General features: G+C 52.7%; 20 protein-coding genes and 1 riboswitch. Of the genes, 5 read left to right on the top strand and 15 right to left on the bottom strand.

All coding sequences use genetic code 11. The features are described 5' to 3' along the window. Positions 1–43: 43 nt before the first annotated feature. Positions 44–967 carry a transposase gene (locus tag Q1Q75_RS05935; protein ID WP_300668294.1) on the bottom strand — a complete coding sequence of 308 codons (924 nt, stop codon included), beginning with the start codon at positions 965–967 and terminating at the stop codon, positions 44–46. Positions 968–1,178: 211 nt separating this feature from the next. After that, a riboswitch (purine riboswitch) is annotated at positions 1,179–1,277 on the top strand. A gap of 110 nt (positions 1,278–1,387) precedes the next feature. On the opposite strand from Q1Q75_RS05935, the gene Q1Q75_RS05940 reads away from it, so the two are divergent. Together Q1Q75_RS05940 and Q1Q75_RS05945 are read left to right on the top strand one after the other, a co-directional pair. Further along, positions 1,388–2,443: a hypothetical protein gene (locus Q1Q75_RS05940; RefSeq protein ID WP_300668296.1), complete on the top strand. Its 1,056-nt coding sequence runs from the start codon at positions 1,388–1,390 to the stop codon at positions 2,441–2,443. A 14-nt stretch (positions 2,444–2,457) separates the two neighbouring features. Continuing rightward, positions 2,458–3,006, top strand: a complete 549-nt coding sequence (locus tag Q1Q75_RS05945) for a phosphoribosyltransferase family protein (RefSeq protein WP_300668298.1) — start codon at positions 2,458–2,460, stop codon at positions 3,004–3,006. Positions 3,007–3,078: 72 nt separating this feature from the next. Here Q1Q75_RS05945 and Q1Q75_RS05950 read toward each other — a convergent pair whose 3' ends face one another. The 12 genes from Q1Q75_RS05950 to Q1Q75_RS06005 form a co-directional block, all read right to left on the bottom strand. Next, positions 3,079–3,573, bottom strand: coding sequence for a hypothetical protein (locus Q1Q75_RS05950; RefSeq protein ID WP_300668300.1), 495 nt, complete (start codon positions 3,571–3,573; stop codon positions 3,079–3,081). A 257-nt stretch (positions 3,574–3,830) separates the two neighbouring features. Beyond that, complete coding sequence (locus tag Q1Q75_RS05955; RefSeq protein WP_300668302.1) at positions 3,831–4,334, bottom strand: hypothetical protein; 504 nt, start codon at positions 4,332–4,334, stop codon at positions 3,831–3,833. A gap of 466 nt (positions 4,335–4,800) precedes the next feature. Continuing rightward, the gene (gene tsaA, locus Q1Q75_RS05960; protein ID WP_300668304.1) at positions 4,801–5,358 is read right to left on the bottom strand and encodes a tRNA (N6-threonylcarbamoyladenosine(37)-N6)-methyltransferase TrmO; all 558 of its coding nucleotides are present in this window, start codon (positions 5,356–5,358) and stop codon (positions 4,801–4,803) included. Between the two features lie 323 nt (positions 5,359–5,681). Continuing rightward, positions 5,682–7,748 carry a methyl-accepting chemotaxis protein gene (locus Q1Q75_RS05965; protein WP_300668306.1) on the bottom strand — a complete coding sequence of 689 codons (2,067 nt, stop codon included), beginning with the start codon at positions 7,746–7,748 and terminating at the stop codon, positions 5,682–5,684. A gap of 585 nt (positions 7,749–8,333) precedes the next feature. Then, positions 8,334–8,690, bottom strand: coding sequence for a hypothetical protein (locus tag Q1Q75_RS05970; protein ID WP_300668307.1), 357 nt, complete (start codon positions 8,688–8,690; stop codon positions 8,334–8,336). 16 nt (positions 8,691–8,706) lie between these two features. Further along, positions 8,707–11,661 carry a PilC/PilY family type IV pilus protein gene (locus Q1Q75_RS05975; protein ID WP_300668309.1) on the bottom strand — a complete coding sequence of 985 codons (2,955 nt, stop codon included), beginning with the start codon at positions 11,659–11,661 and terminating at the stop codon, positions 8,707–8,709. A gap of 16 nt (positions 11,662–11,677) precedes the next feature. Continuing rightward, complete coding sequence (locus Q1Q75_RS05980; RefSeq protein WP_300668311.1) at positions 11,678–12,319, bottom strand: pilus assembly PilX N-terminal domain-containing protein; 642 nt, start codon at positions 12,317–12,319, stop codon at positions 11,678–11,680. Between the two features lie 68 nt (positions 12,320–12,387). Next, positions 12,388–12,798: a prepilin-type N-terminal cleavage/methylation domain-containing protein gene (locus tag Q1Q75_RS05985; RefSeq protein WP_300668313.1), complete on the bottom strand. Its 411-nt coding sequence runs from the start codon at positions 12,796–12,798 to the stop codon at positions 12,388–12,390. Positions 12,799–12,803: 5 nt separating this feature from the next. Further along, positions 12,804–13,505 carry a PilW family protein gene (locus tag Q1Q75_RS05990; protein ID WP_300668314.1) on the bottom strand — a complete coding sequence of 234 codons (702 nt, stop codon included), beginning with the start codon at positions 13,503–13,505 and terminating at the stop codon, positions 12,804–12,806. Positions 13,506–13,678: 173 nt separating this feature from the next. Further along, entirely contained in the window at positions 13,679–14,179 is a 501-nt protein-coding gene (locus Q1Q75_RS05995) for a GspH/FimT family pseudopilin (protein ID WP_300668316.1), read from the bottom strand. Between the two features lie 882 nt (positions 14,180–15,061). Then, positions 15,062–16,270, bottom strand: coding sequence for a tetratricopeptide repeat protein (locus tag Q1Q75_RS06000; RefSeq protein ID WP_300668317.1), 1,209 nt, complete (start codon positions 16,268–16,270; stop codon positions 15,062–15,064). Positions 16,271–16,324: 54 nt separating this feature from the next. Continuing rightward, positions 16,325–17,704, bottom strand: coding sequence for an aspartate kinase (locus Q1Q75_RS06005; protein ID WP_300668318.1), 1,380 nt, complete (start codon positions 17,702–17,704; stop codon positions 16,325–16,327). 279 nt (positions 17,705–17,983) lie between these two features. Here Q1Q75_RS06005 and Q1Q75_RS06010 point away from each other — a divergent pair, with 279 nt between their 5' ends. Continuing rightward, positions 17,984–18,295, top strand: a complete 312-nt coding sequence (locus tag Q1Q75_RS06010) for a metalloregulator ArsR/SmtB family transcription factor (RefSeq protein ID WP_300668319.1) — start codon at positions 17,984–17,986, stop codon at positions 18,293–18,295. Positions 18,296–18,393: 98 nt separating this feature from the next. Further along, positions 18,394–19,497: an NADH:flavin oxidoreductase gene (locus Q1Q75_RS06015; protein WP_300668320.1), complete on the top strand. Its 1,104-nt coding sequence runs from the start codon at positions 18,394–18,396 to the stop codon at positions 19,495–19,497. 830 nt (positions 19,498–20,327) lie between these two features. Here the strand turns inward: Q1Q75_RS06015 and Q1Q75_RS06020 are convergent. After that, a complete protein-coding gene (locus Q1Q75_RS06020; RefSeq protein WP_300668322.1) occupies positions 20,328–20,885 on the bottom strand; it encodes an acetate uptake transporter in 558 nt (185 codons plus the stop codon). A gap of 916 nt (positions 20,886–21,801) precedes the next feature. Here Q1Q75_RS06020 and Q1Q75_RS06025 point away from each other — a divergent pair. Further along, the gene (locus Q1Q75_RS06025; protein ID WP_300668324.1) at positions 21,802–23,223 is read left to right on the top strand and encodes a Na+/H+ antiporter NhaC family protein; all 1,422 of its coding nucleotides are present in this window, start codon (positions 21,802–21,804) and stop codon (positions 23,221–23,223) included. 153 nt (positions 23,224–23,376) lie between these two features. Here Q1Q75_RS06025 and Q1Q75_RS06030 read toward each other — a convergent pair whose 3' ends face one another. After that, positions 23,377–23,934 (bottom strand): DUF4136 domain-containing protein, encoded by a 558-nt coding sequence (locus Q1Q75_RS06030; protein WP_300668325.1) that lies wholly within the window; start codon positions 23,932–23,934, stop codon positions 23,377–23,379. Positions 23,935–23,956: the final 22 nt, after the last annotated feature.

Raw genomic sequence — 23,956 nt, forward strand, 5'->3', positions numbered from 1 at the left:
GATAAGGCTGTAAGCCAAAGACTATTTCCATCACCTCAACCGGTCAGGACTCTGTCAACCGCTTCATAGAGTACATACCGTCGACCCCCTTAACCCGCTTGGGAATTCGTTCCCGACTTGCAAAAAAACGATCCTTAAACACCTCATACGTCGCCAAAACAAAAGCCTTGGACCCGATAATGCCTGAATCGGTAAAATAACGGGTTCGATACCGGAACCTTCGATTTCGATCCCACTCAAACCCTTCAGCACTCTCTTCTGAAAGGACCTTCTTTGAGATTTTGGCGTTACCCCGCTTATCCATGGAGCCCGCGTGGTAAAGGTACTCGCGATATTTTTTCAGGCGCTGCGAATTCTCCACACCGAACTCTGACAGCCCGAAGTCAAGGGAGAGAAAATCATCCCTGTTTCCCGTCTGTGCATGATGCCCAATGGAACACCAGCGGTAATCTTCCGGCCGCTTCACGATCCCTGCACGAACGGCATTCAAATCGATATAGGCGAGACAATTGATCACCGTATTTCCTCTTTCAACGATCACGCTTTTAAAGCGTTCGCCCCACAACGTTCCTTTGCGTTTTTTCTTTCGATTATAGTAACGCGAAAACGTTTGCTTAATATCCTTCACATAATGCGAGAGACTGGAAAACCTTTCTCTGAAGGCCTCCAGTTGCCCATCAGGGAACTCAACTCCAGGTCCATACAAAAGCATAAATCGCCTTTTTACCTCATCATCTAAGAGTAAATGCTCCGGGATGACCTCCACCAGGAGGTGGAAGTGATTACTCATGGCTGAGAACCCCAGCACATCGACGGCATAGATCTTTGAGAACCGCTGAATCACACGCACCAGTTCATCTTTTTCTGCATGTTTAAAGGGAAGCCCATCCAGCGCTGTACGACTGATCACATGATAGACGGTTTGCTGGCCTGAATCTGTCCGGAGCATACGGGGAATACGAGGCATGACACCCTCCTTCCTGCATCTGTCAAAATATCATTTAGGGATCTTAAGAGTGGATTTTCTTATCAATGAGGATTGCGCAGAGCACATCTAAACGATCTCATAATTGCATCGAGATTTCAAGCAGATAAAAAGCACATGAAACATGGCCCCTTATAGATCTTCAAAATAAAGTAAACAGACGTTGTTTTCCTTTATTAGCTCTGCTATTGACCTTTCTTTCACCGAACCACCCCATATAATCCTGATGACATGGGTCAGGAGTCTCTACCGGAAGGCCGTCCATCCGACTACGGGAGCGTGCAAAAACAACCCGCAGACTTTCTGATTTATGGAAAATCTGTGCTCGTATTTCTGCGCGCTTCAGAGACCCCTGCCTGACCTATATTTCAGAAGAGTTGCAGCCGCACAAGGAGTGTCTCAATGGAGTATTTAAAAGATGTACTGGCCGCCCTGAGCGTGATTCTTAACGGATTGCCCCAAGGCCTGCTCGCCCTTTCCTTTGGATTTGCGTCCATCCCCACTGCCCTTGCCTTTATCGTCGGCGCCGCAGGCTGCCTTCTTTTCAGCTGCGTGGCCCCCATCTCCTTCCAGGCAGAGACCATCACCCTGGCCGGAACCATGGGTAAAAACATGCAAGAGCGCCTCTCCATGATCTTCTTTGGCGCAGCGGCCATGGCCACCATCGGTATCTTCGGATTCCTGGAAAAAATCGTCACCTTCGTGGGCCCGGCCATCACGAACGGGATGATGGCAGGCGTCGGCATCATGCTCGCCCGGGTCGCCTTCGGGATGGCAGACAAAAACAAAGCAGTGGGTTTCAGCTCCATTGCCTCCGGCTTCCTCACTTACATGATGACCAAAGACCTCGTCTACACCATCACCCTCTCCGTGGTGCTTTCAAGTGTCGTCGCAGTGGCCCTGAAACAAAAATCCAATATGGGTGCCGAAGAAAAAAAGGGCCTCACACTCCAAAAGCCAATTCTCAACCTCGCCGTCGCCCGAGGAGCCCTGGCCATGGTCTGCCTGAACATCGGTGCCAACATCGCCTTCGGAAAAATCACCGGCAACATCGCAGGCGCCAATGTCAACGTGGACCACCTGGCCATCTACAGCAGCCTCGCCGACATGGCCTCCTCCCTTTTTGGTGGCGGCCCCGTGGAAGCCATTATCTCCGCCACCGGAAGCGCCCCCCACCCCATCTTTTCCGGCGTACTTATGATGACCCTTATGGCCATCATCCTCTTTGCCGGACTGCTCCCTAAAATAGGCAGGTACGTGCCGAGTGAATCCATCGCCGGCTTCCTGTTCGTCCTCGGCGCCATCGTCACCGTGCCCATCAACGCCTCATCGGCCCTGGGAGGCGGAGATGCCGTTGTCGGGGGCGTCACCATGACGGTCACCGCCATCTCAGACCCCTTTCTGGGCATGATGGCCGGCCTCATCGTAAAATGCATCTCGCCGCTGGTAGGCATATAAAATAAGGAGATATCATGGAAAAAACATACCGACTGGAGGTCGCCGGAGTCACACGGGACCTTCCCATCATTCAGATCAATGATGCGCTCAGCATCGCAAGCTTCGTCATTCTGGGAGACACCGAACTCATCTGCGCGGCTGCCCCGCAGCTCATTGAAAAGCTCCCCGAAGTGGACGTCCTGGTCACCGCAGAAGCCAAAGGGATTCCCCTGGTTTTCGAGATCTCACGGCTGATGAAAATGAAGACCTATTTCGTGGCAAGAAAGAGCATCAAAGCCTACATGGACCATCCCATCGTGGATGAAGTGCAATCCATCACCACCACAGACAAACAGCTCCTCTGCCTCGACGCCCTTGATGCCGCCGCCATCAAAGGCAAACGCGTGGCCATCATCGATGATGTCATCAGCACCGGCGAATCCATCGAAGCCATCGAGCGCCTCGTAAAAGCCGTGGGAGGCATCGTCACCGCCCGGGCGGCGATCCTCGCCGAAGGGGAGGCTGCTCGTCGAGACGACATCCTCTTTCTGGAGGAACTGCCCCTGTTCCCCATGAACAAGTAACAAAAAAACCCTCCGCACAATGACTGAAGTCATCGTCGGAGGGTTCCGTTTTCATCGTATCGCTGCAACCACTCATTCCATTTTTTTCATACGCTCAGCCAAGTCGAGCAAATCGACTTTTTTCGGACGATAATAAAGCATGGCAAGGGCGGAAAGCCCGATCAGTTGATATAGAGAGAGCGAATCCCTGGCCAAAAGAAAAAGAATCAGGCCATAGATCCCAATGCTCTCCAGAAGAGCGGAGGTGATGATGACCACCACCGTGTACCGGGCCACCGCCGGATGCTGAGAGGAGGGGACGGGACGAGCTGACCTCATCAATCCGGGGTTCTCCAGAAGAAACCCACGAAGGAAATGAACCGCCACAAGGGTAAACACGGAAATTCCGAACAAGGCATACCGAAGGGTGGTAAGAGGAAAGCCGTCAGGCATGGAACCCGTCAACGTGTCGCCCAGAACCAGACACACGGCGAGGTAAATTCCCAGAGACCCGAGAATGGCCCCCCAAATAAACAGAATCACCAGCCATCCTGAATCGATTTTTTTAGCTTCACTTGGATCCATCATGTTCACCTGTTTTTAAAAGAGCCCCACAAAAAGCCTCAAGTCAAAAGGTGCGGTTAAGATACCTTCCCGCGCATCGTCAACAATATGCCAAACCATAGCATATCAAAAACAGATTATCATCCACCAAACCCCGATACCCCACAGCGTCTATCATCCCGTAAGGGCGGCTTATGAATCATAAAAAAAGGAGGTGATGGGTGCGTCACCGACGCAACCAATGCCGCGAGGCATCTCAGCCGAAATCAGAGAGCCCTCCCCTACGCGGCCTTCGACGCCTGATTTTCAAGAAATTCTTCTGCCAGACTAAGCCTGACCACCTGTTCCAGTTTTTGAGAAGGCACACGGGCATCCGGCCCCATGACCAAGGCCTTCAGGTTACGCAAAACCTGAACCGGGGTCATGACAAGGCCAAAGGGAAAGCCCCACCACCCGAGCACCAGGGAAAACATCATGTTCCCCACCTGACGCTTCATTCCGCAGGACCGGCAACAGACATGGGGTACGCTCTCCCAGGAGGTAAAGAGCAGCAGTGAATAGATTCGATACGAGGTATGGAGATCAACAGGGCCGCGGCCCTGGCATAGGGGGCAGGCGCCCTGATGGATGTCATCAACCCGGCGGGACACCAGCTCCTGGGGGACCTCTTTGGCGAGGGTCTCGACATAGCCCCTCGCCTGGCACGTCTCATTACAAAATCGAACCCCCTGATCCCGGACGCCCCCAAAAAAAAACATTTTTCCACAACAGGCACACCTGGCCATCGATTACCTTCTCCTGTAAAATTATGGATTAAAAATCAGGCCTTCCCCAACCCATTGCGCTTGCAAACTCACGAGTCCCTCATACACCACCAAACGACAAGGCTTGCCGATAGACACGGCTTGTTTATCGAATAAAATTTCAACTGAAAGACAGCGCTGCTGATTCGCTACATTTTATCTTTGCGTTTAAGGCCATACGCGGCGTCCAATGCGGCGCGCTTCTCCTCGGGAAGAGAGTTGATATATCCGTTCCATCCAGGACACCACCCGATATGCCACCGCCAGAGACGCCCGACAAACGACGCAGGGGCCCTGTCATAGGTTGCCCTGAAGCGACATGTCTCACAATTGTGTGTGGTCATCGCAAAACCTCCTTCGCATTATAGTGATAAAATACCGTTTAAAAAACGGTATATATATTACTTATAATCACGAAAGAAAACAAGACTGAAACGGCCTTTGCATGTCACCCGTCGCCCTGCCCTGCCCCCACCTCTTCGAGCATCCGATCCATCCAGTCCGCCATCTTCACCCCTTCGGGACGAAGGTAATGGGTCATATAAGGTTTGATGTCAATCACGGGGCTTCCGTCCACCGCTTCGAGTGCCTGGACTTTCAAAACGTTTCCGTCCCGCGAGAGGAGTCGCACGGCCGACACAAGAACCGGGTTGGGTCGCGCCGGGCTGCAGGTGGAAAAGATCCCTTTCAGGGGAAGATCCTTCCGCCCCATGGGATGGACCTTCAACAGAGACCGACTCTCTTGCGGAATCAGGTGGGGCCAGTAGAGAACGAGAACATGAGAGAACTCTTCTATACCGTCAAGAATGCCGTCAAATCGCTCGTCGATCACAACTTCAGAAACATGCGTCGCCAGCTTTTTCACCCGGTCTCTGGCCCCTTGGTTGCCCTCCGCCAATGAAATATTCTCGGCATCGGCCTTCAGTTCGGGGTGGGTGATGGTGCTCCGGACAAAGCCCACCGGTGTTAGACAAATTTTTTCTGCGATGCTGGTCTCTTCCGACATGGGGTGTTTCCCTTCTCATTATGAGGATTTCAAACAGATATCGCGGATTGACGGAAGGGCTGAAGCAAAAATTAAGCGGCCAAAAAACGGCACCTCCGACTGTCAAGTCGAACCCATTGGCAGCGGAATGTCTATGGACAATGTGTATTTATTTTTTGCCTGAGCCCCAAGGTACTATACTCACAGTTGTGAGATAAAGATATCCCCTTTCCCAGCCCACCGCTTCCGGTACACCGACCACGGAAGAGCCCCCCACCCAAATCCATGCCCCCCTAAGAAACGCGCGAGAATCAAACGCCGCCGCAAAGCGGGACAAAGAATCATCAAACGTTGAATTTTCCCACCAGATCAACGAGCACCTTTGAGATGCCTGCAAGTTCGTCCGCGCCGGTATTCAGCCGCCCGCTGTTTTCAGAAATCTTCCGCACAGACCCATCAACCTCCGAGATGTCGGCTGAAACACAGACAGAGACGCTTGAGACCTCGGCCATATTTTCGTTTACGCCATGGAGCCTCCCTGAGGCTTGAGAAATATTACCGGAGATCTCCGTTGTGGCCGCCACCTGCTCTTCGATGGCCGTTGCAATGGTCAGCGTAATATTATTCACATCGTCGATAATTTTTGAGACCGAATCGATTTCACCCACCGTCTCCTCGGCAAGGGTCTGAATGCCCGTGATTTTTTCTCGAATTTCACAGGTAGCTTCGGCGGTCTGCCTTGAGAGCACCTTGATCTCACCGGCAACCACGGCAAACCCCTTGCCGGCCTCTCCTGCCCTTGCCGCCTCGATGGTGGCGTTCAATGCCAGAAGGTTTGTCTGTTCCGATATATCAGAGATGGTTTCCGTCACTTTTCCAATGCCACGAGCCGCCGCCCCAAGACGGGACATCTTTTCGGAGGCACCCCGCGATGAGGTGACTGCCTGGGTTGAAATCGTTCTGGATTGTTCTGAGTTACGACCGATTTCGTGAATTGTGGACGTCATCTCTTCAACGGCTGTGGCAACCATGGCAATATTTGCGGAAGCCTGCTCCATGGCAACGGCCACGGAATTAATATTAACGCCCACCTCTTCCGTTGCCGCCGCCACCGCTCCGGTTCGCTCCGAGGCCAACTCGCTGCCCTCTTTCATCTCCCGGGAGATACAGGATAATTTCCCCGAGGCATCGCCCACGGCATGGGCGCTTGAGGCAGTTTCAGAGATAATACTTTGGATTTGTTCCATAAATACGTTGAACCATCTGGAAAGTTCTCCGATTTCATCCCTGCTGGTGGCCGTAAGGCGCATGGTCATGTCACCCTCCCCTTCAGCAATCCCCTTCAACCCCTCCACGACCCGGCTGATGGGATTGACGATCACAAAAGACGCAATAAACAGCACCACCCCGAAAAGAATGACCACCGTGACCATCCCAATCACGACACTGATGTTCCGAAGTCCCCTCGCCTCTTCCAGAACGGTGTGGTTGGGAACAGTAATACAGCAGCTCCACGGGGTCCCCGTCTTCCCGACAACAACCGGTGCATAAGCGGTGACGGATCGGCCTTCTGACGGCGATTCTCTAAAGCCGATATACTCTTTCCCCTCATGGACCGCTTGGATGATCTGATCCTGGTCCTTGAACTCTCGGAGATTCTGGCCGACATGACTGTCCCCCCTGTTGGCCACAATGACCCCGTCATTTGAGATGAGGGTACAATAACCCGTCCCCAAAGGCTTGATGGCATCCACAAAGCCAGCACAGTACTCCGCAGACAGCCCCACCCCGACCACCCCCACGGGAATTCCCTCCACGCAGACGGGTGCACTCATCACAATCATTCTCACATCCCTGCCGCCCATATTGTAATCCGCTGGAGATATAAGAGCGCCCCTATTTTGAGCCATGGGAACCCTGTAAAACGCGGCGTTCACCTTGTCGGACGCATGGTAAAAATCACAGGCCGTCATTTCAATACGGCCACCGGTCCGGTACAGACACGGGGCAAACGCGCCGGTCCCATCATGGGAGTCCGAACGGCCTGCGGACGTCCCGTCCTTGCCATCCATACCTTCCCACACACAAAACACGGCCTTGAACTGGCTATTTTCCTCAAGGGCTCGTCTTAAAAGAAGCCCCAGGGTTTCTCGGTCCGGAAGCTGGCCGGCCGACCTCATTGCCGCAAAGCTCTGTGCCAGACTTCTCGACGTATCAAGGCCTCCAGTCATCTTCTCACTGATCTTCAAGCCATTTCTGTGCGCCATCTCCGTTGTCAATGTAAGAGCACCTCGCGTAGCGCTTTCAAACGTACTGAAACTGATACATGCAATCACCAACCCAAAAGAAGCAAAAACAACCCCGCAAATCGCCGTCACCATCTTCGTTCTCAACCCCAGCTTGTCAAACATTACTTATCTCCATAACGGATGTTTAAAATAAAAATCCTTAAACCAGCCAATACTTCCGAGATGCTTTTAAGACAAACAGTCTTCCCACCAAATGTTTTAAAAACAACAAGTCAAACCATACAAAGTGTCTATGCTAATAAGAGAAAGAGGCACACTAATCAAGCTCCAAAAAATCATGGCCCCTCGGCGCAATGCCACTTAATATTAACGGCGAATCCAGATAAATAAGTAAAATCGCGAGCACTTGTCAGCATGCAAAGAGCACCCAAGACAGACAAAGAAAACGGGCCAATACCCCATCGTCTCAAGATTACTCAAAAAAAATTAATATGAGAGTTAAAGCAAGTAGATCATCGCAGAAACGTCAATCAAAAGGTTACTACATCAAATACCTACAACTGAAAATTAATGACAAAAAAACCCCTGATTCAAATCAAGGGAGGAGACCCTTGTTCTGAATCAGGGGTAATTGCAGATGATGGGGCGCCGGTTAGCCTGCAGCCAGGTTCCCGAAGTTTAGGACCGGCGCAAAAATAAACGATACCAACGGCAAGATGGCGCCACCTTGAACGCGGGCCCCGACATTCACGGGTCCCGTTTTTGAATGGTCACCGCCCGAACCGTATGATCTTTATAAAGAAACCCTTTGGCATGCACACGATCCCTGGGATGAAAATCACAGGCACTGTCAAGCGGTTCCCCTTCAGACGTGAGGCACTTCGTTTTGTAACGTTTGGCCCCATCCGTCTTAAAACCGATCTCAAACCGTGTCTCTCCGACAACCACCCAGGAGCAATCAGGGGCCACCTCCATCACCGCCGCCCGGAGCTCAACAATCTGAAAGTCGTCTGCGTCCTTTTTCACCCGCGTTTCTGAAAATGCCCACGCGGTCAGCCCCATCACCCATGCCACACAAAAGGCGGCCAGGAGTCGCTTTTTCATCTCTCCTCCCTCCTCACTAACGGTTCTGTTTCCAGTAAAAATAATCCACCCGGTCATCCTTGGGCAAATCCCAGCTCTTGGCCCCCACGTAAAGCCTCCTGTTTTTGATAATCGGTACGGCAATGGGAAGATCCGACGGCAGCTGAGTGGAGCGTTTTTTGCCCACGGAAGAAGCGCCCCAGTCCGTAATGGGCTGTGCGTCCAGAGTGCTGATGGCATAGAGCCGACCAACGCCACGGGCTCCCGTCCCGGCACATGGGTCCGTTGTGGAGGCCGTACTGGTCCCGGTGGGGGTATAGGTCGTAAAATAAACGACCCCTGAATCCACAAGTGCCTGAGAGACCACCTTCTCGCCCGTGTTGGGTAAATCTATAAACCAGCCCTTCGTACTCTTCAGGGTCTTTTCATCGTAAACAGTGGTCACGTCGGACACGTCCAAAAGGTCTTTGGAGGCCTCAAGTTTTGTGTAAAGCCAGTTATTATAGACGGCATAAAAGCGGTTAGTCTCTGTAGCGTCAAGGGGATTGGCACGATTTCCCGTACCAAAAAACAAGGTCTCAACGCCCCCTTGAATGTCCGACACCGTGGGCGCATAAAACATCTTTCCGCCCTCGCCTTCGAAAATCTGATTCCGATAGGCCCAGGTCCCATCGGGAACCTTGGTGCCTACTTTTCGCAGAAGACCACTGGTGTCTATTACAACATCATCGGCAATAACAAATACATTTCCTGACATATCTCCGGCATACACACGGGTCGTCAGTCCATCGGCATCGTGATCCACGACGCGAAGATCCACAAAACTGTGGGTCAGATCACTCCAGTTTCCGGCGTTGACATTAAACCCGGCCAGGGTTCCATCGGAGACCTTCACAGCAAAGAGCGCCCGCCCCACGGTATCTGCAGCGGCAGGGCTTGCCAGATCCTGCTGGTTGTCATACCCCCCGGGGAGCATAAACACATCGGCCTCCGTACCGACCGAGAGCCGAACCCGGCAAAACTCCGGCGCCCCCCAGGACTGCCCCAACGTCTCATTACCTGCCCCACTCAGAAGCCCTTCCGTAAGGACATACTTCCACTTCGGTTCGTTATAATCGGAAATATCCAGGGCGTAATACCGCGTCCCCCCGCGCCGTTCACCCACAAGCAGGGTTTGCGGTTCAAAAAGGTCAGTGCCCGTCATGCGCGCGCCATAGGCGACTCCCGGCTGTCCGTCCACGTAGTAATCATAGTTGTTGTCTTGAAGCAGGGAGAGGCGGCTCAGCTGCCCGGGAGGAACAAAAGCCCAAAGTTCTTCTCCGCTGGCATCATCCACACAACGGAAAAGCCCATCGTTGGACCCGAAATAGATCATCGACGCCGTGGCAGAATAGTGCACGACGGCCGGCTCTGAATGAATCACAGAGCCAATGGGCCAACCGCTGATGCCATCCAGGACTTCCGTAATCAGGTCCGGGATCACGCCAATGGCGGTATTGGCAACCTCAAACCGATTGCTGGCATGGGTCAAACTGGCCTGAGTACCGGTATAGGTATAGACATTTCGACTGCTCTGCAGCTGAATTCGCTCGCCAGCGCCCCCCTTCGTCACATCGGCCCCATCGTTTACCAGCTGGGTCCAGAAGGAGCGTACGTTGTCCTTCATCGAGCCATCGGCATTCACGGCCAGCCGACCAAAGGCATCAGTAATCTGACCCGATTCATTCAATCCATATTTTTTGAGGTTCCCCAGCCACTCTCCAAGCTGCGTGGGCTTAAAAAAAGCCAGGTAAAGATAGCCACCGTCAGCCGTCCGGTTCAACCGATTCACGGGCACCACCGGCGCCACAAAGACCGTGGACTCTTCCACAATGGTGCTGATGATCTGATTAAAGGCCTCCTTCAGGCTGGAGGCTGTATTGGCGGTATGATAGCTCCCCCCCCCATGAATGGCGGTTCGTGACAAAAAGTCATGGTTGATCTTAAAGCCAATGGTGTGGGTGATGATGTTCTGCTTTTCAAAGGAGGTTCCCGACCCCATGGGATGCATGTCGGTGTTGTAGAGAAAACCCGCCACATCATCCAAAAAGTCGGTCCCATTGTTGCCATAAGGATATTTCACCGTGCCATCGCTGTTCAGTTCCAATCCGTCGCCGTCGTAATCGCCAATCTTGGCGTTGTTGTAATAATTAATGTCATAAAGAATGCGATCATCATCTTTGGTAGGCTCTCCATCGGTGATGATAATGACATAATTTTTCTGGCACCGATGCTGTATCGGGGTGGCGTAATTGATGGTGTTAAAGTGCCCGGACTCTCCGGCAAAATAAAGCCCGGCCTCGGCCAGTGTCTCGCCCAGGGGAGTCCAAGTGCTGGCACTGAGTCCGGAGATGTGGGTAGAGATCGTGCTGTTCGCCGTCCCGCAGTCATCCACCACATACCCGCCCTGGCTGGTATGAAAAACCATTAACCCAAAACGTACCCCGGTGATATCGACAAGAAGCTCTTTCACCACCTCCTTGGCCACCGCCATCCGCGACCGATAGGTCACCCCGGAGCTTGCTTCGTAGTTAATATAATTACCCGTCCTCAAGCGGTATTTGTTGTACCCCCCACAACTGTAATCACTTTTCAGGTAGTCGTAAGCGTACCCAGACACGTCCAGCGTATCCTTCACCGGCTGGCAAAGCATGTTGGCAATATCACCGATCAAAAGCGTCCACTCATACCTGCAACTCCACCATGAAGAGCAAACCCGCTGCCTATAATAAACGCCCTGAGGCGTCGAGCTCCCCGTGTAAACGACGGCCGGATCATAAATCACATCCGGCACATCCTGAGTCGACATGCTGCCAGAGTTATCAAAGATAATAAGCACGTTGGGTTGAAGAGTTACCGGCTGAGTCCCATAAATGGACGTATCATCGGCCATGACCGGGCACGACACCAACAAAACCAGAACCATCAACCGCACTATTTGCCGAATAAACATACACACCTCCCGGGGATCAGAGCCCCACCAGATGACTCACCTTGTTCAATTCTTCGCCGACATCCACGCCACTTTGAATCGTTGAACCCGTTAGGGCCGCTTTAGGATCCGAGGCTTTATACAGTTTCGGATCAAGCGCTGTGGCGGTCACCGCATACCTGCGTGATCGATAATTGGCCTTATCGAACCCTCTAAGGGCCGGCCCGACATGCTTGATGGAGGGGACCCGATCGGCCTTTTTAGACAGCCCACTCGCCTTCTGGTTGCCCTTCTTCACGATGGCTCGAACCTCAATCCAGGCCACAGGAATCCCGCCATCGTCCACCACTTCAGACACAAAAGAGACAGAGGCATCCTCCGGCGCACGGTCCCGCAAAGGGGGGTTACTGCTGTCCAGAGGGTAGAGACGATTCCCAGCCGTATCCGGGGCATTGGTATAAACACGCTCAAACTTGGCCACTGAATCAAAAAGGCCGGCTTCCGCGTTGTAAAAATCTCGTTTGGACACGCGATCATTTCCAGCCAGTCGCACCTCCATGACGGAGTTGTTCATCGAGGCCAATCCGATCATGGTAATCAAAAAAAGGAGCACCACAATGACGAGCATTACATTGCCCTCTTCGTTATGCCCCACGCTCCCTGCGCCCCACCTTTTCATGGCATCTCCTTTCTCCAAAGAAACCAACCGAAAAACGTCCCATCCAACGCACACGAAACAAGCCCCCCTCAATTCTGGGACCGGACCACAACCTGAGAGAGGGTATGGGTGTCCCCGGCGGTAACCCAACTCACCTCCAATTCAATCGTCTTGCTTTTGTCATCGGGGGAATCCGTCACGGTCCATTCGACCGTATAATCCTCGATGGGCACGCTGTGGGGGCTATTAATCTCCGACAACACCCCATCCGTCGTCTTTTCCGTCCAGGTGGCTGAGAGAAGCTGTTCGATGCGATCACCCAGAAGGGTGGCGCCTTCGGTCAGGTCAAAGGCCCTGGCATTTGCTTTGATGGCATGAATCTGAAGGGAGGCAATGCCTAAGATCCCCACCAGAAAAATCACACTGGCCACCATCACCTCAATAAGGGTCATCCCCTTGTGTCCGAGGACACACGCCTGCACATTCTGATCTTTTTCCATACCGTTTAAATCCCCCGGTTCCGGCACCGCACCATGCGCCATAAAAGACGCCGTCGGTGTCCGTCGTTGTAGGGCCCCCAAGTTCGATCGCCGTCGGCGTACTGCGCGATATACTGAGCACTGTTGATAAACCCTCGCTCCTCGCGCGCCGTCCGGGCGATCAAGGCGAAACGAACAGCCACAATCGCCGAAAGATCGGTGGGGGTCCCCACAAAGGAGCCATCCTCAAGCATGTAGCTGAACTCCAGGGTCTGGATATTTTCAGAGACCGCCACCGGCACGGCCACGGCAGCCCCTATGGATCGACTCCGCCCCATATCCATATCTCCATCGCCACCATCATCAAAAAGAGCGTAAGAGATCGTCTCCGTCAACAGCCCCTCGTCCGTCTCATCCACCGTCCCATCGCCATCGTCGTCTTCCCCGTTGGCGTCTCCGTCAAGGGAGGCGGAAAAAGTCAGGAGACCAGGGGTGGCGACCGTAATGGCGGCCCCGGTGACCCCATCAGGGTCATAGCCCGCCATACGAAAGTCTTTATCCATCAGTACCATGGCGGCTCGCAGATTCTGCTGCATCTCAATCACCCGCTCCTGGGTCACCCGCGTCTGAATCTGCGAATCGTAGAAAAAATAACCTGCCGTGATGATCATGATGGAAAGGGCGATGGACACCAACAACTCTAAAAGAGTAAAGCCTTGTTTTCCCATATCCATTCTCCTGTAGCCCGGCTCGCCCGAAGGGTGAGAAAATCAGACAGAATACCGTGGATTCCATTTTGCATTTTTGAAACAACTGAAAATATTACTGCAAAAAACTGTAATTACTAATTATTTCTTAATCCTGATTGTTTTCTCATGAAATATCCGGGTTAGGCCTTCCGTCACATCGATTCAACCCGACTGCTTCCAGCCCCATTGAGGACAACACGCATCGACTTGCCATACTTATTTCTCAATTGAACGTTTCCGTTGCGACCGGTGGTCAGTCCATAGCTGCCGAAATGAGTGCGGTCTTTGTCCTGAGTCCCTGATCCGGCCAAGTCAAATCGAGCACGAAACATATCGATACCGGTGGGCAAGCGGACCGATGCCACCGTTGGCTCTCCGGTGTCGTGGGTGCGATCTCCGTTCTCGTCTATAAAGGCCATATAATTTCCGGCATCACCGACCCCTTCCGTAAAAACAACCACCACATCCCCCCCCACTTTAATCGCCTCGGAGCGGGCGGTCTGCAACAGGAGATGCACGTCCCAGGCGGTGGAAGAGAGCCTCTGACTGGCGTTCCATTGTCTGAATCCTGGAACGGCGATACCAGCCAGCAAAGCCACAAGAGCCATCACCACCATCAGCTCCATCAGGGTCATGCCTCTGGATTTATCCATATCCTCTCCTTCCCTTTTCTCGCACGCCTTCACCACGGCGAAAGCGACGTCCTCTAACCCGGATACTTCATGAGAAAACGATTATACCGAGACAATAAAGCAGTTATTACAGTTAATTTTAAAGAAAGCCGCAGGCATTTCAAAAATGGATAATCCGCTGATTACATAATACGAGCAGGGGCTGACAGGCTGATCATACAGCGGTTTTTCGCCGTCATCGGGCTATCCGAAGGCAGGCTAACGATCTATAGAAAACCGGATACACGTAATAAAGGCTGGAAGACTATTGGCGCGCAGGGAGGAAACCAGGTGAGCTCAAGAAAGAGCAGGTGTAAACAGAGCCTATTCAGGAAGAGAGCCTGAGAGCAGGTAATACGACACGCTGTCACGGTCTCGAATCGAGTCCGAAATTTCCGAAACAGCCTGCAGACAAATCGGCTGGAACAAAACGCCTGGAGAAAAAAGGCGACATTTTATTTGGCAAAACGTTGCATAAAAAAAAGGGGAAGGGAAGACTCTGAGTTCTTGTGTATAAAAGTCGGATTAAGGGGCCACCCCCACCCGGAACGTCCGTCCAGTGGGACCCACAGGTTTCACCACGGGAATGACCGAATCAACTTTGAACGCATTATAACAGATTTACGCAAAAAAAAATCGCATAAATTCTTCTATTTTTAAACAGTTAATCTTTTGCCGCGCCAGTCAACCGAAACCGAATGGCGGCCTTGATCATCGTTCGGGCCACGGCCATGTAAAAACGGGTGTCGGGTAACAAGACGGCTATCGGCTGGGGCAAAGCGCATCCACACCCTGCGCTCAAGGTCTTTTTGCCTGAGTGGCTTCGCCCCCCTTACCGCCGAACCGTTCTCAACATCTCATCTCTTACGATGCCATGGCCGCGTAACGGTCCGCTTCAGCGTTATCTCCGCGGGTTCTGTAGATTTCGCTGACGGCCTGGTAGGCGTAGGGACCTGTGGAGGGATCTTCCATGGCCAGTTTAAGATACCGTTCAATAAGGCCAACAGAGGTATCGCCCTCCTCTTTAAGGAGATTGGCGTAGGTCAACTGAATATGTGAGGGGGGGCGTTTCCCGCACCCGGTGCAGTGTCCCATCGAGGTCTCCAGAAGCTTTCGTGACGCCGGGGCGTCCCCTTTTTCTTTTTTAAGGCTGGCAAGAAAAAAGGCAACGTTATCATCCCATTGATTCTCCAGATGATCGGCGAGCCAGGTCTCGGCGGCCTCACCTTGCCCGAGATCGTTGAGAAGACGCCCTTTCAAAAGAACCAGCTCCACGGCGGGCTCTGTCATGGCGCCCACATTTTCATCGAGGAGGGTAAGGGCTTTTTCCTGATGGCCCTCTTCGAGATAAAGATGGCACAAAAGTTCCACGCCGTGGGCATGGGCAGGATGATGGGCCAGGAAGGTGCGAAAAAGTGTCTCGGCCTTTTCGGTCTTTCCGAGGTTGAAACACGCAGAGCCCAGCTCCAGGGGGACATAGCTGGACTCGCCATTTGCCTGAAGGGCTTCATCCAGGGCGGACTCAGCCTCTGCGAACGCCCCTGAATTTAAGGCGCTGTAGCCATTTCTAAACGCATCGCCGTAATCCATGTAGGCCTCACCCTGGGCCTCTGGAAGCGACATGCAAAGGGCCTCGAAACTTTGATCTGCATCGGTATAAGATTCGGACGGCGCATCATCGGCGTCCTCCTCATCATCATCCCACTCCTCCCCTTCTCCTGCCATGGAACTGCTCAGCTGTCCGACAAGCTCTTCAATGGCCTTTTTCGTCTCCCCATCCGTCGCCAGTTGACCCGCAAGATGCAACAGGTGATGCGCTTCGGCGTCAATACCCGATTCATGCAGATCCACGGCGTTTTCCAGATGGACTCTGGCCAGAGACTCTCCACATCCTGCGTACTTCTCTTCGATGCGAGCCAGAACCGCGCCCTGCCCGGCCTCTTTCCCGACAAGTTTCTCCAGGGCTTTGGCATATTCGGTGCGGGCGGGACCATAATTTTCTGACAGAACCAGGGCGTCGCCCTTTTTTTCAAGGTCTTCGGGTGATTTGGAGAAAAGTGAGAAAAGCCCCATGACGGCTCCTTTTATAAAATAAGGTGAAGTTTAATCGAGAACTAAACTGGGTAGTTACTTCGAATGTCCGTTGAAAAAGGTCTGATGCAGCGCCCGAACCGACGCCCTGAGGTCCTCTTCCTGAACGATAAAATAGAGAGCCACCGGCGAGGGCCCAAAAGCGATCATCTCCACGTTGATCCCGGCTTCATCCATGGCAGAGAAACAACGGGCGGCCACACCTTTGCGGGTATTCAAGCCCTCCCCCACCATGCTGATCAGCGCCACATCATCTTCCCTGGCCACCTTGCGAAAGGGATACGGGGTGAGCTTTTCCAGGCGGGCGAACCCCCGATCCATATCTTTTTTATCCAGAAGCAGGGAGATACAGGTCTGGGAGGTCACCACGGACTTGATGTTGATTCCGCCGTCGCTGACGCAGCCCGTCACCTCCGACAACATCCCGGTGCGAGCCCCAACGCCGGAGGCATACACCTTAATGATGCCCACATCGATATTCTGGGTAACGCTTTTGACAACATGGGTGGTTTCTGGGCTGCTCTGGGTGATCAGGCTCCCTTCGGCATCGGGATCCAGGGTGCTTTTAATAGCAATGTCCAGTCCATAGCGACGAATCGGTTCCACAGCACGGGGGTGAAGTATCTTTGCCCCAAAATAACACAATTCAGCCGCCTCGGCATAGGAGAGGACGGAAATCAGTTCCGCTTCCGGGACCAGACGGGGATCCGCGCTCATAAAACCGGCCACATCCTTCCAGAACTCCAGAACCTCTGCGGCCATAGCCACGGTGGCAACGGCTGCAGAGTAGTCGGTGCCCCCCCTGCCGTAGGTGGTGATATTGCCTTCTTGGCTGATCCCGTAAAAACCGGGAATAAAAACCAGAGTCCCCTCGGCAAGAAGGGGGCTCAAGTGTTCGCGAAAATTCGCCCGGGTCACCTCCAGATCGGCGGTGGCGTCTTCGTATTTCCCGTCGGTGATCATCCCGATATTCTGCGGCATACGGCACACGGCCCGGACGCCCCTGGCGTTCATGGCAAAGGTCAGCAGCTCTGCACTGAAGCGTTCCCCGTAACTGCTGATCAGATCGCGCATTTTTGGGGTGCTCTCACCGGTATAACTCAGGCCATAATAATATCGTTCCAGGCGCTGCAGGCTTTTCCCGAAGGTCTTTGAAAACGCCTTCTGAAGATCAGGATCGGTGATGATGTGCCGGGCTGTTGCGATATGCTTGGTGCGAAGCCGGCTGATTAACGGAGGAATGTTCTCTTCATCGGCCAAGGCATCAGCCATGCCGTCAATGAGCATGTCGGTAACGCCGTTTAAGGCCGAAACGACAATGATATCACCGCCCACCCGCCTTGCGAGCAGGTCAAGAATCGATTCAATGGTCTTTTTGCCCTTGAGGCAGCCACCGCCTATTTTTATCACTTTCATGGTGCTCGGGATTCTCCGTGGGGTTGCGTCGTCAATAAGAATTCGTTTGTCTTATCATACTCGTCCGGGAGCAAACAACATTAACCCGGATATTTCACGAAGGGCGAGAAAATCAAAAATAACATTTTGTATTTTTCGAACACCTGATTTTTTCGTAACAACAATCTGTAATAAAACTGTATATCTTTTTGTATTGCGGTTTCTCATGAAATATCCGGGCTAAGGAGGCGCATTCCATGCCCCTTGACAATATCGATATAATGCGATATTTAGATCTTCATGAATATGGATGCAATCTTCAAAGTGCTCTCAAACCCCGTGCGGGTGCAGATACTCAACTGGCTTAAAAACCCAGAGACTCACTTCCCTCCCATGCTCCACCTCCCTGAAGAGGAGAGCGGAAAGGGATACGTGTGCGTCGGTGTGATTCACGAAAAGACAGGCATCACCCAGTCCACGGTCTCCCATTACCTGAACCTGATGAAGCAGGCGGAACTTCTCTCCTGCAAACGTATCGGCCAATGGACGTACTACCGCAGAAACGAAGAAACCATAAAAAAAACGGCTTATTATATCTCAAATAGCCTTTAGCTAATCACCTCAGCAAAGGCAGGATTATTTTTATTCTTCAATATATCTAATATCCGCGATATCTCTATCAATAGATATTATATAACAAAGGAGCCCCCATGAAGACACTGTTTGATCCCACGCACATCGGAACCCTGCCCCTGAAAAACCGCCTCTGGCGATCCGCCACCTGGATGAACATGGCCGACGACAAAGGCCACCTCACCGACCGCCTGGAGGCGACTTACCTTGCGTTGGCCCGGGGAGGTGTCGGGACCATTATCACCGGGTATGCCTTCGTCCTCGAAGAAGAACAGCCCAACCCCGGTATGCTGGGCATCTATGAGGACTCTTTTATTCCAGAGTATCAGGCCTTCACAAAAAAAATCCACGCGGAGGGGGCCAACATCATCATGCAAATCGTCTACGGGGGGTCTTTCACAAACTTTCAACCGGAAAACCGGTTGATCTGGGGACCCTCCGCCGTCCCCCACCCCCTGACCCAGGTGGTCCCCACCGAGATGACAAAAGAAAATATCCACACCGTGATCACCGCCCTCGCCCGGGCGGCAGGCCGGGTGAAAGCTTCAGGATTTGACGGGGTTCAGCTCCACGGCGCCCACACCTACCTCTTCAGCCAATTTCTCTCCCCTTACTTCAACCGAAGGGAAGATGAGTATGGTGGGTCCATCGAAAACCGATGCAAAATCGTCTGCGACACCGTTGAGGCCATTCGCAAAGAGGTGGGACCGGACTACGGGGTGTTTATTAAAATGCACTGTTCCGATGAATGGGAAGAAAAGGGTCTCAACGAAGAGGAGAGCCTGTATGTGGCAAAAGAGCTGGAAAAAAGGGGCATCTCAGGAATTGAATTCAGCGGGGGCAATCTGGACATCACGGCCCACCCCAACACCGGGCCGGGCCGAAGCGGAATCCTGAAAGCCGAAAAGCAATCCTATTTTGCAGAAAAGACAGCGAAAATTGCCCGGCATTTGACGGTTCCTGTCATCTCGGTGGGGGGACATCGAAGCCCGGAAAAACTCACTCACATTTTAAACACAACACAGATCGGCTATTTTTCCATGGCGCGCCCCCTGCTTTCCGAGCCGGACCTGATCAACCAATGGCAACAGGGCAATCTTAAAAATCCCCGTTGTGTCGCCTGCGGGAAATGCCAGGACATCCACGGGAACGGCTGTATTCTGGACAGAAAGCCCGCTTAAAAACGAAGGATATGGTCGGCCCGCCCGGCCCCCCAACAAAATAAGGGAACGATTCAGCTCGCGATACAGGGGAATATAAATCCAGGCATGGATCCCCGGTCACTTGGCAATACAGAAGGTGGCGAGTGTTGGACTGTAAATCGGCACGACCGGATCCATGTTGCCAGACAGCCGGGGAAGACGAGGAGAGGAGGGCAAAGGGTATCCGTCACGCCTTCGTCTTTCCCGCGCTCCCTTCGTCTTTCCCGCGAAGGCGGGAACCCATGGTGGTTATGAGATACTGTCGGGTGTTATGAAACGGGTGACGCAAACGCAAAGGTCAGCGTTTGGGTCACGACCTTAAAAAAACCGAGAAAGACGGACCGAAACGGAGCGCCGCACTCCGGTGCGGCTTTTTAGTTCGTCGTTACCCATTCCGCACCGGAGTGCGGCGCTCCAGAGTACAAGGCTATTCAACACGCTGACTGCCGAAACAATGGTCAAGGCTTTTCCCTCTGCGTAGCCGGAGGCAAAGACACGTCATGATCATGCGCTTCATGGTGACAATGCTTTTGGTTTGCCCCCCCATACTTACTGATACGGCACCGACAAGATTGAACAAAGAAAAGGGTGCACAAGCAGACCCTTGTGTCACGTGGCACGTTTTTTCGTATTCCGGCAGCCTGAGGTGGATTGGGCTGAATAGCTACAAAAAAAGCCTTCCACCGCAGCAACACAACAGGTGGAAGGCTCCGAATTGAACCTCACGAAAAAGAAGAAGAGAACGGCCACCGCTCTCCGGTCACCGCCCCCTTCTCTCTGCTTCAAGAGGGAGTGCTGGCCGTGACGGCTTACCCGATGGGAAGCACGACGCGATCAAACTGCTCATTGATCACCTCGGCCATGGCGACATAAATGGCGCTCAAGCCGCACACGATGCCTTCAAAACCCGCGATGGTGCCGATAAAGGCGGAACCGGTCCAGTTATGGACCGCAAGAAGAACAAAAAGAACGGTCAGGGAGGCAAAAATAAACTGAAGCCCCCGGTTGGCCTTGAGGGTCCCGAAAAACATGAAAAAAGTAAAGATGGCCCACATAAAGAGATACCACCCCATGAATTGATGCCCAGTGGCTTCGATCCAACCGAATCTGGGCATCAGGATCAACGCAACAAGGGTGATCCAGAAATGCCCGAACGAGATAAAGGCCGTCATCCCAAAGGTGTTGCCCTTTTTAAACTCAAGAATCCCTGCAATGATCTGTGCCATGCCGCCATAAAAAAGCCCCATGGCCAGAATCATGGCGCTCATGGGGAAAAAACCGGCGTTATGAATGTTTAAAAGTACCGTCGTCATACCAAAACCCATAAGCCCCAGGGGCCCCGGGTTTGCCAATGCATCATCCTTCATGAATCTGTCTCTCCTTACAAATGGTTGCTCCAACTCTCCATAAAACGCCGAAAAAACAACCGCCCGCTCACCAACCACCCCACACGAGGAAATGTTCCGTCTCCCTTCCGCATCGGCATGTCCGTTGATGTGTCAAAAGGCATGTCGTCAAGGCGTTTCATCCCTATACTCACTGACAGACCGTCCCGCGCCCGACAAAATTCGCCGGGACTCCCTAACCGGCCACCGCCTGTCTTCTATCCCCACGCAAAGGAACGCAGGTTTATACCAACATTTACAAGAGATAAGCAACTGAAATAGGGTCTCATTCGCCAGCCGCTGCCTTTTTATTGTAAAACAGACCCATTTTCTCTGTAATTTGTTGTCACTAAGCTCTAAACCACAAGTATCAATAATAAAATCATTGATATTTCAGGTCAGTGTCCAGGGAACTGTCATACGGAGCCACCGAAACGGACCTTTCCGATCGTCTTTCATGAAAAATCAGATTGTTGCCACCCGATCAAGCACACTCTCTTCCCCCTAATGACACCTCACTCCCGCTCCTGACCAATCAAAAAATGAACGATGCATCCCCTAACGTGATGAATTCAAAACCACATCCTCATACAAAAGAGCTCTATCGCATGCTGTCACCTGAAAAATGAGTCTCGAACTCACAAAATTTTTCTTCCGAAACCACCGTCGGCAAAGCATTTCCGGGGTAGTCCCGAGAATAATTCAAAAAATAGATCCACAACCAAGCACATCTCGTGCCATTTGATCATTTTTTATTGACAGACAGGAACAAAAAAATTGAACAGACCCCGCAAAAATGTTAGCACCGCTCCGATAAAATGATTCATGACGCTATCCCGAAACCGGATCAGCTCGCTTATAGAACCACTCAGAAACAAGACAGAACAGGAGCTAGAACATGGAAAACAGCACAGAAGAACACCATCTTGAACTTTATGGCGGCATCTGGGGCGGACTGGTCCCTCTGATTGTGTTGGTCGGAGGGCTGATCTGGCTTTCCGTTGCCGGAATGGGCGGCACCAAGCCCTTTTGGGCCTGCGGTTGGATGGCCATCGTCGCAGGGATGTTTTTTGCCAAAGACAAAAAAGATTATTGCCAGTCCATCATGCGCGGCATCGGCGACAAAACAGGGATCGTCATCATCACGGCCTGGCTTTTTGCCGGCGTCTTCGGAAAATTGATGGTGGGTGGCGGGCTCGTCAAAGGATTGCTTTGGCTGGGAACATCCACCGGTGCCCAGGGGTCCATTTTTACCCTCTGCGTTTTTATTGCCGCCATGCTCTTTGCCCTGGGAACCGGAACCAGTACCGGTACCTGCATCGCCCTGACCCCGGTGCTTTACCCTGCCGGGTATTTCCTGGGAGCCGATCCTGCCTTTCTGGCCGTAGCGATCTTGTCCGGCGCAGCCTTCGGTGACAACCTCGCTCCCATCTCGGATACCACCATTGTCTCCGCCTTTACTCAAGGTGCCACCATGCGCGATGTCGTCCGGAGCCGTTTTCCCCTGGCCATGGCAGCCGCAACCATCACAGCCGTGATCCTTCTTACTTTTGGTGGCGGCGGTGAAACCTCCTCCCTCCCCGATCTTCAGGCTCAGGTAGACCCCTCTGGTGCCTTTATGCTCATTGCCCTGGGCGTCGTTGTTGCGTCGGCCCTTTCCGGCAGGCACATTATTGAATCCCTGATTTACGGTAACATCAGCGCCGCAATCATCGGCGTCGTCACCGGCAACATGGCCCTGACCGATATTTTCGGTATTCCTTCCCAGCGCGGTGTGTCAACGGGGATCATTCAAAATGGCATCAACGGCGTGGTCGGGGCGATTATCTTTGCCCTGCTGATCCTTGCTGTCACGCAGGTCCTTGTTGAAAGCGGGATCATGACCAAAATTTTGAAATTTGCTGAAAAATTTATTATCAACACCGTCAGGCAGGCCGAGCTTTCCATTATCGGCGTGACCATCCTGGCGTCGATTCCCATCTCAGCCAACGCTCCTGCCGAGCTACTGGTAGGCCCCAGCCTGGTCAAACCCATCGGTGGAAAATTCAACCTCGCCCCGGCGCGTAAAGCCAACCTGATGGACTGCGCGGTCTGTACGGTCTTTTTTACCCTGCCCTGGCATATCGTGGTTGCCGTATGGTACGCCGCCGTTGTCTCGTCTTCAGAGGCCTTCCATATTGTCGCCCCTCCCATCACCACGGCCCTTTACAACCCCTATTCCTGGGCTCTCCTTTGCGTACTCATCTTTTCCGCCATCACGGGATGGAACCGAAAATATGAGACCGCAGACGCACAGAACGGAAACGACTTTCAGGCATAAAAAAACAGGTCATCTGAAAGGATGACCTGCCACACGCCGTAAACTGTTTGTCTTCAAACCTGGAGACTGCGTCTTCGAATGATTCTCCCCCTCGTGAATCATTCGAAGACGTTCCAAAAAGGTGGGTACCAAATTATTTTTTTGCCTGGGCCCTTACTTTGGAGGAAACTGGTCAAGAATTTCCGTCACCAGGGCCTGAATGGACCGGGTGGTTTTCTCCGGGTCATCGTATTCCATAAATCGCTGGACCCCGGTACCCCGCCAGAAAAGAGTCTCAAGATCCTGCCCCAGAAAATCGATGGTCAAGGACTCCTCATCAATCTCCTCAACCGAGTCGCCCGTGCCCAGGGCGATCCCCCCATGACGCCCAAAGCTGCCCAGACCAAAACCAATGCCCCCGCGGGTCCCGCTCGACTCAATCTTCTGCCGAAGGCCATAGGTATACCGCACAAAAAATGCGGGTGTTCCCGCAGATTTTTTGTCGATGCCCTTTTCATGGAGCAGAAGCTCCACCGCCGCTCGGGTCCGCGCATCGCGCAAGGGATTATCAAGGCGGGAGTCCCCGGTTTTCTGCTGGGTTTCTGAAGCCCAGGCAAAGGAGGTCAGCACCCCGGAATCCGATGCCGGATCATAGTCTTGGCTGACCCGGATCCCCGAGCACCCAATCAGGCAAAGCATGGCCGAAACAATAAAAAACCTGATGTATATCATCTTGCCCCCTCGTGATGAAATG

The sequence above is a fragment of the Desulfoluna sp. genome (assembly GCF_030145185.1).
Lineage (GTDB): Bacteria > Desulfobacterota > Desulfobacteria > Desulfobacterales > Desulfolunaceae > Desulfoluna.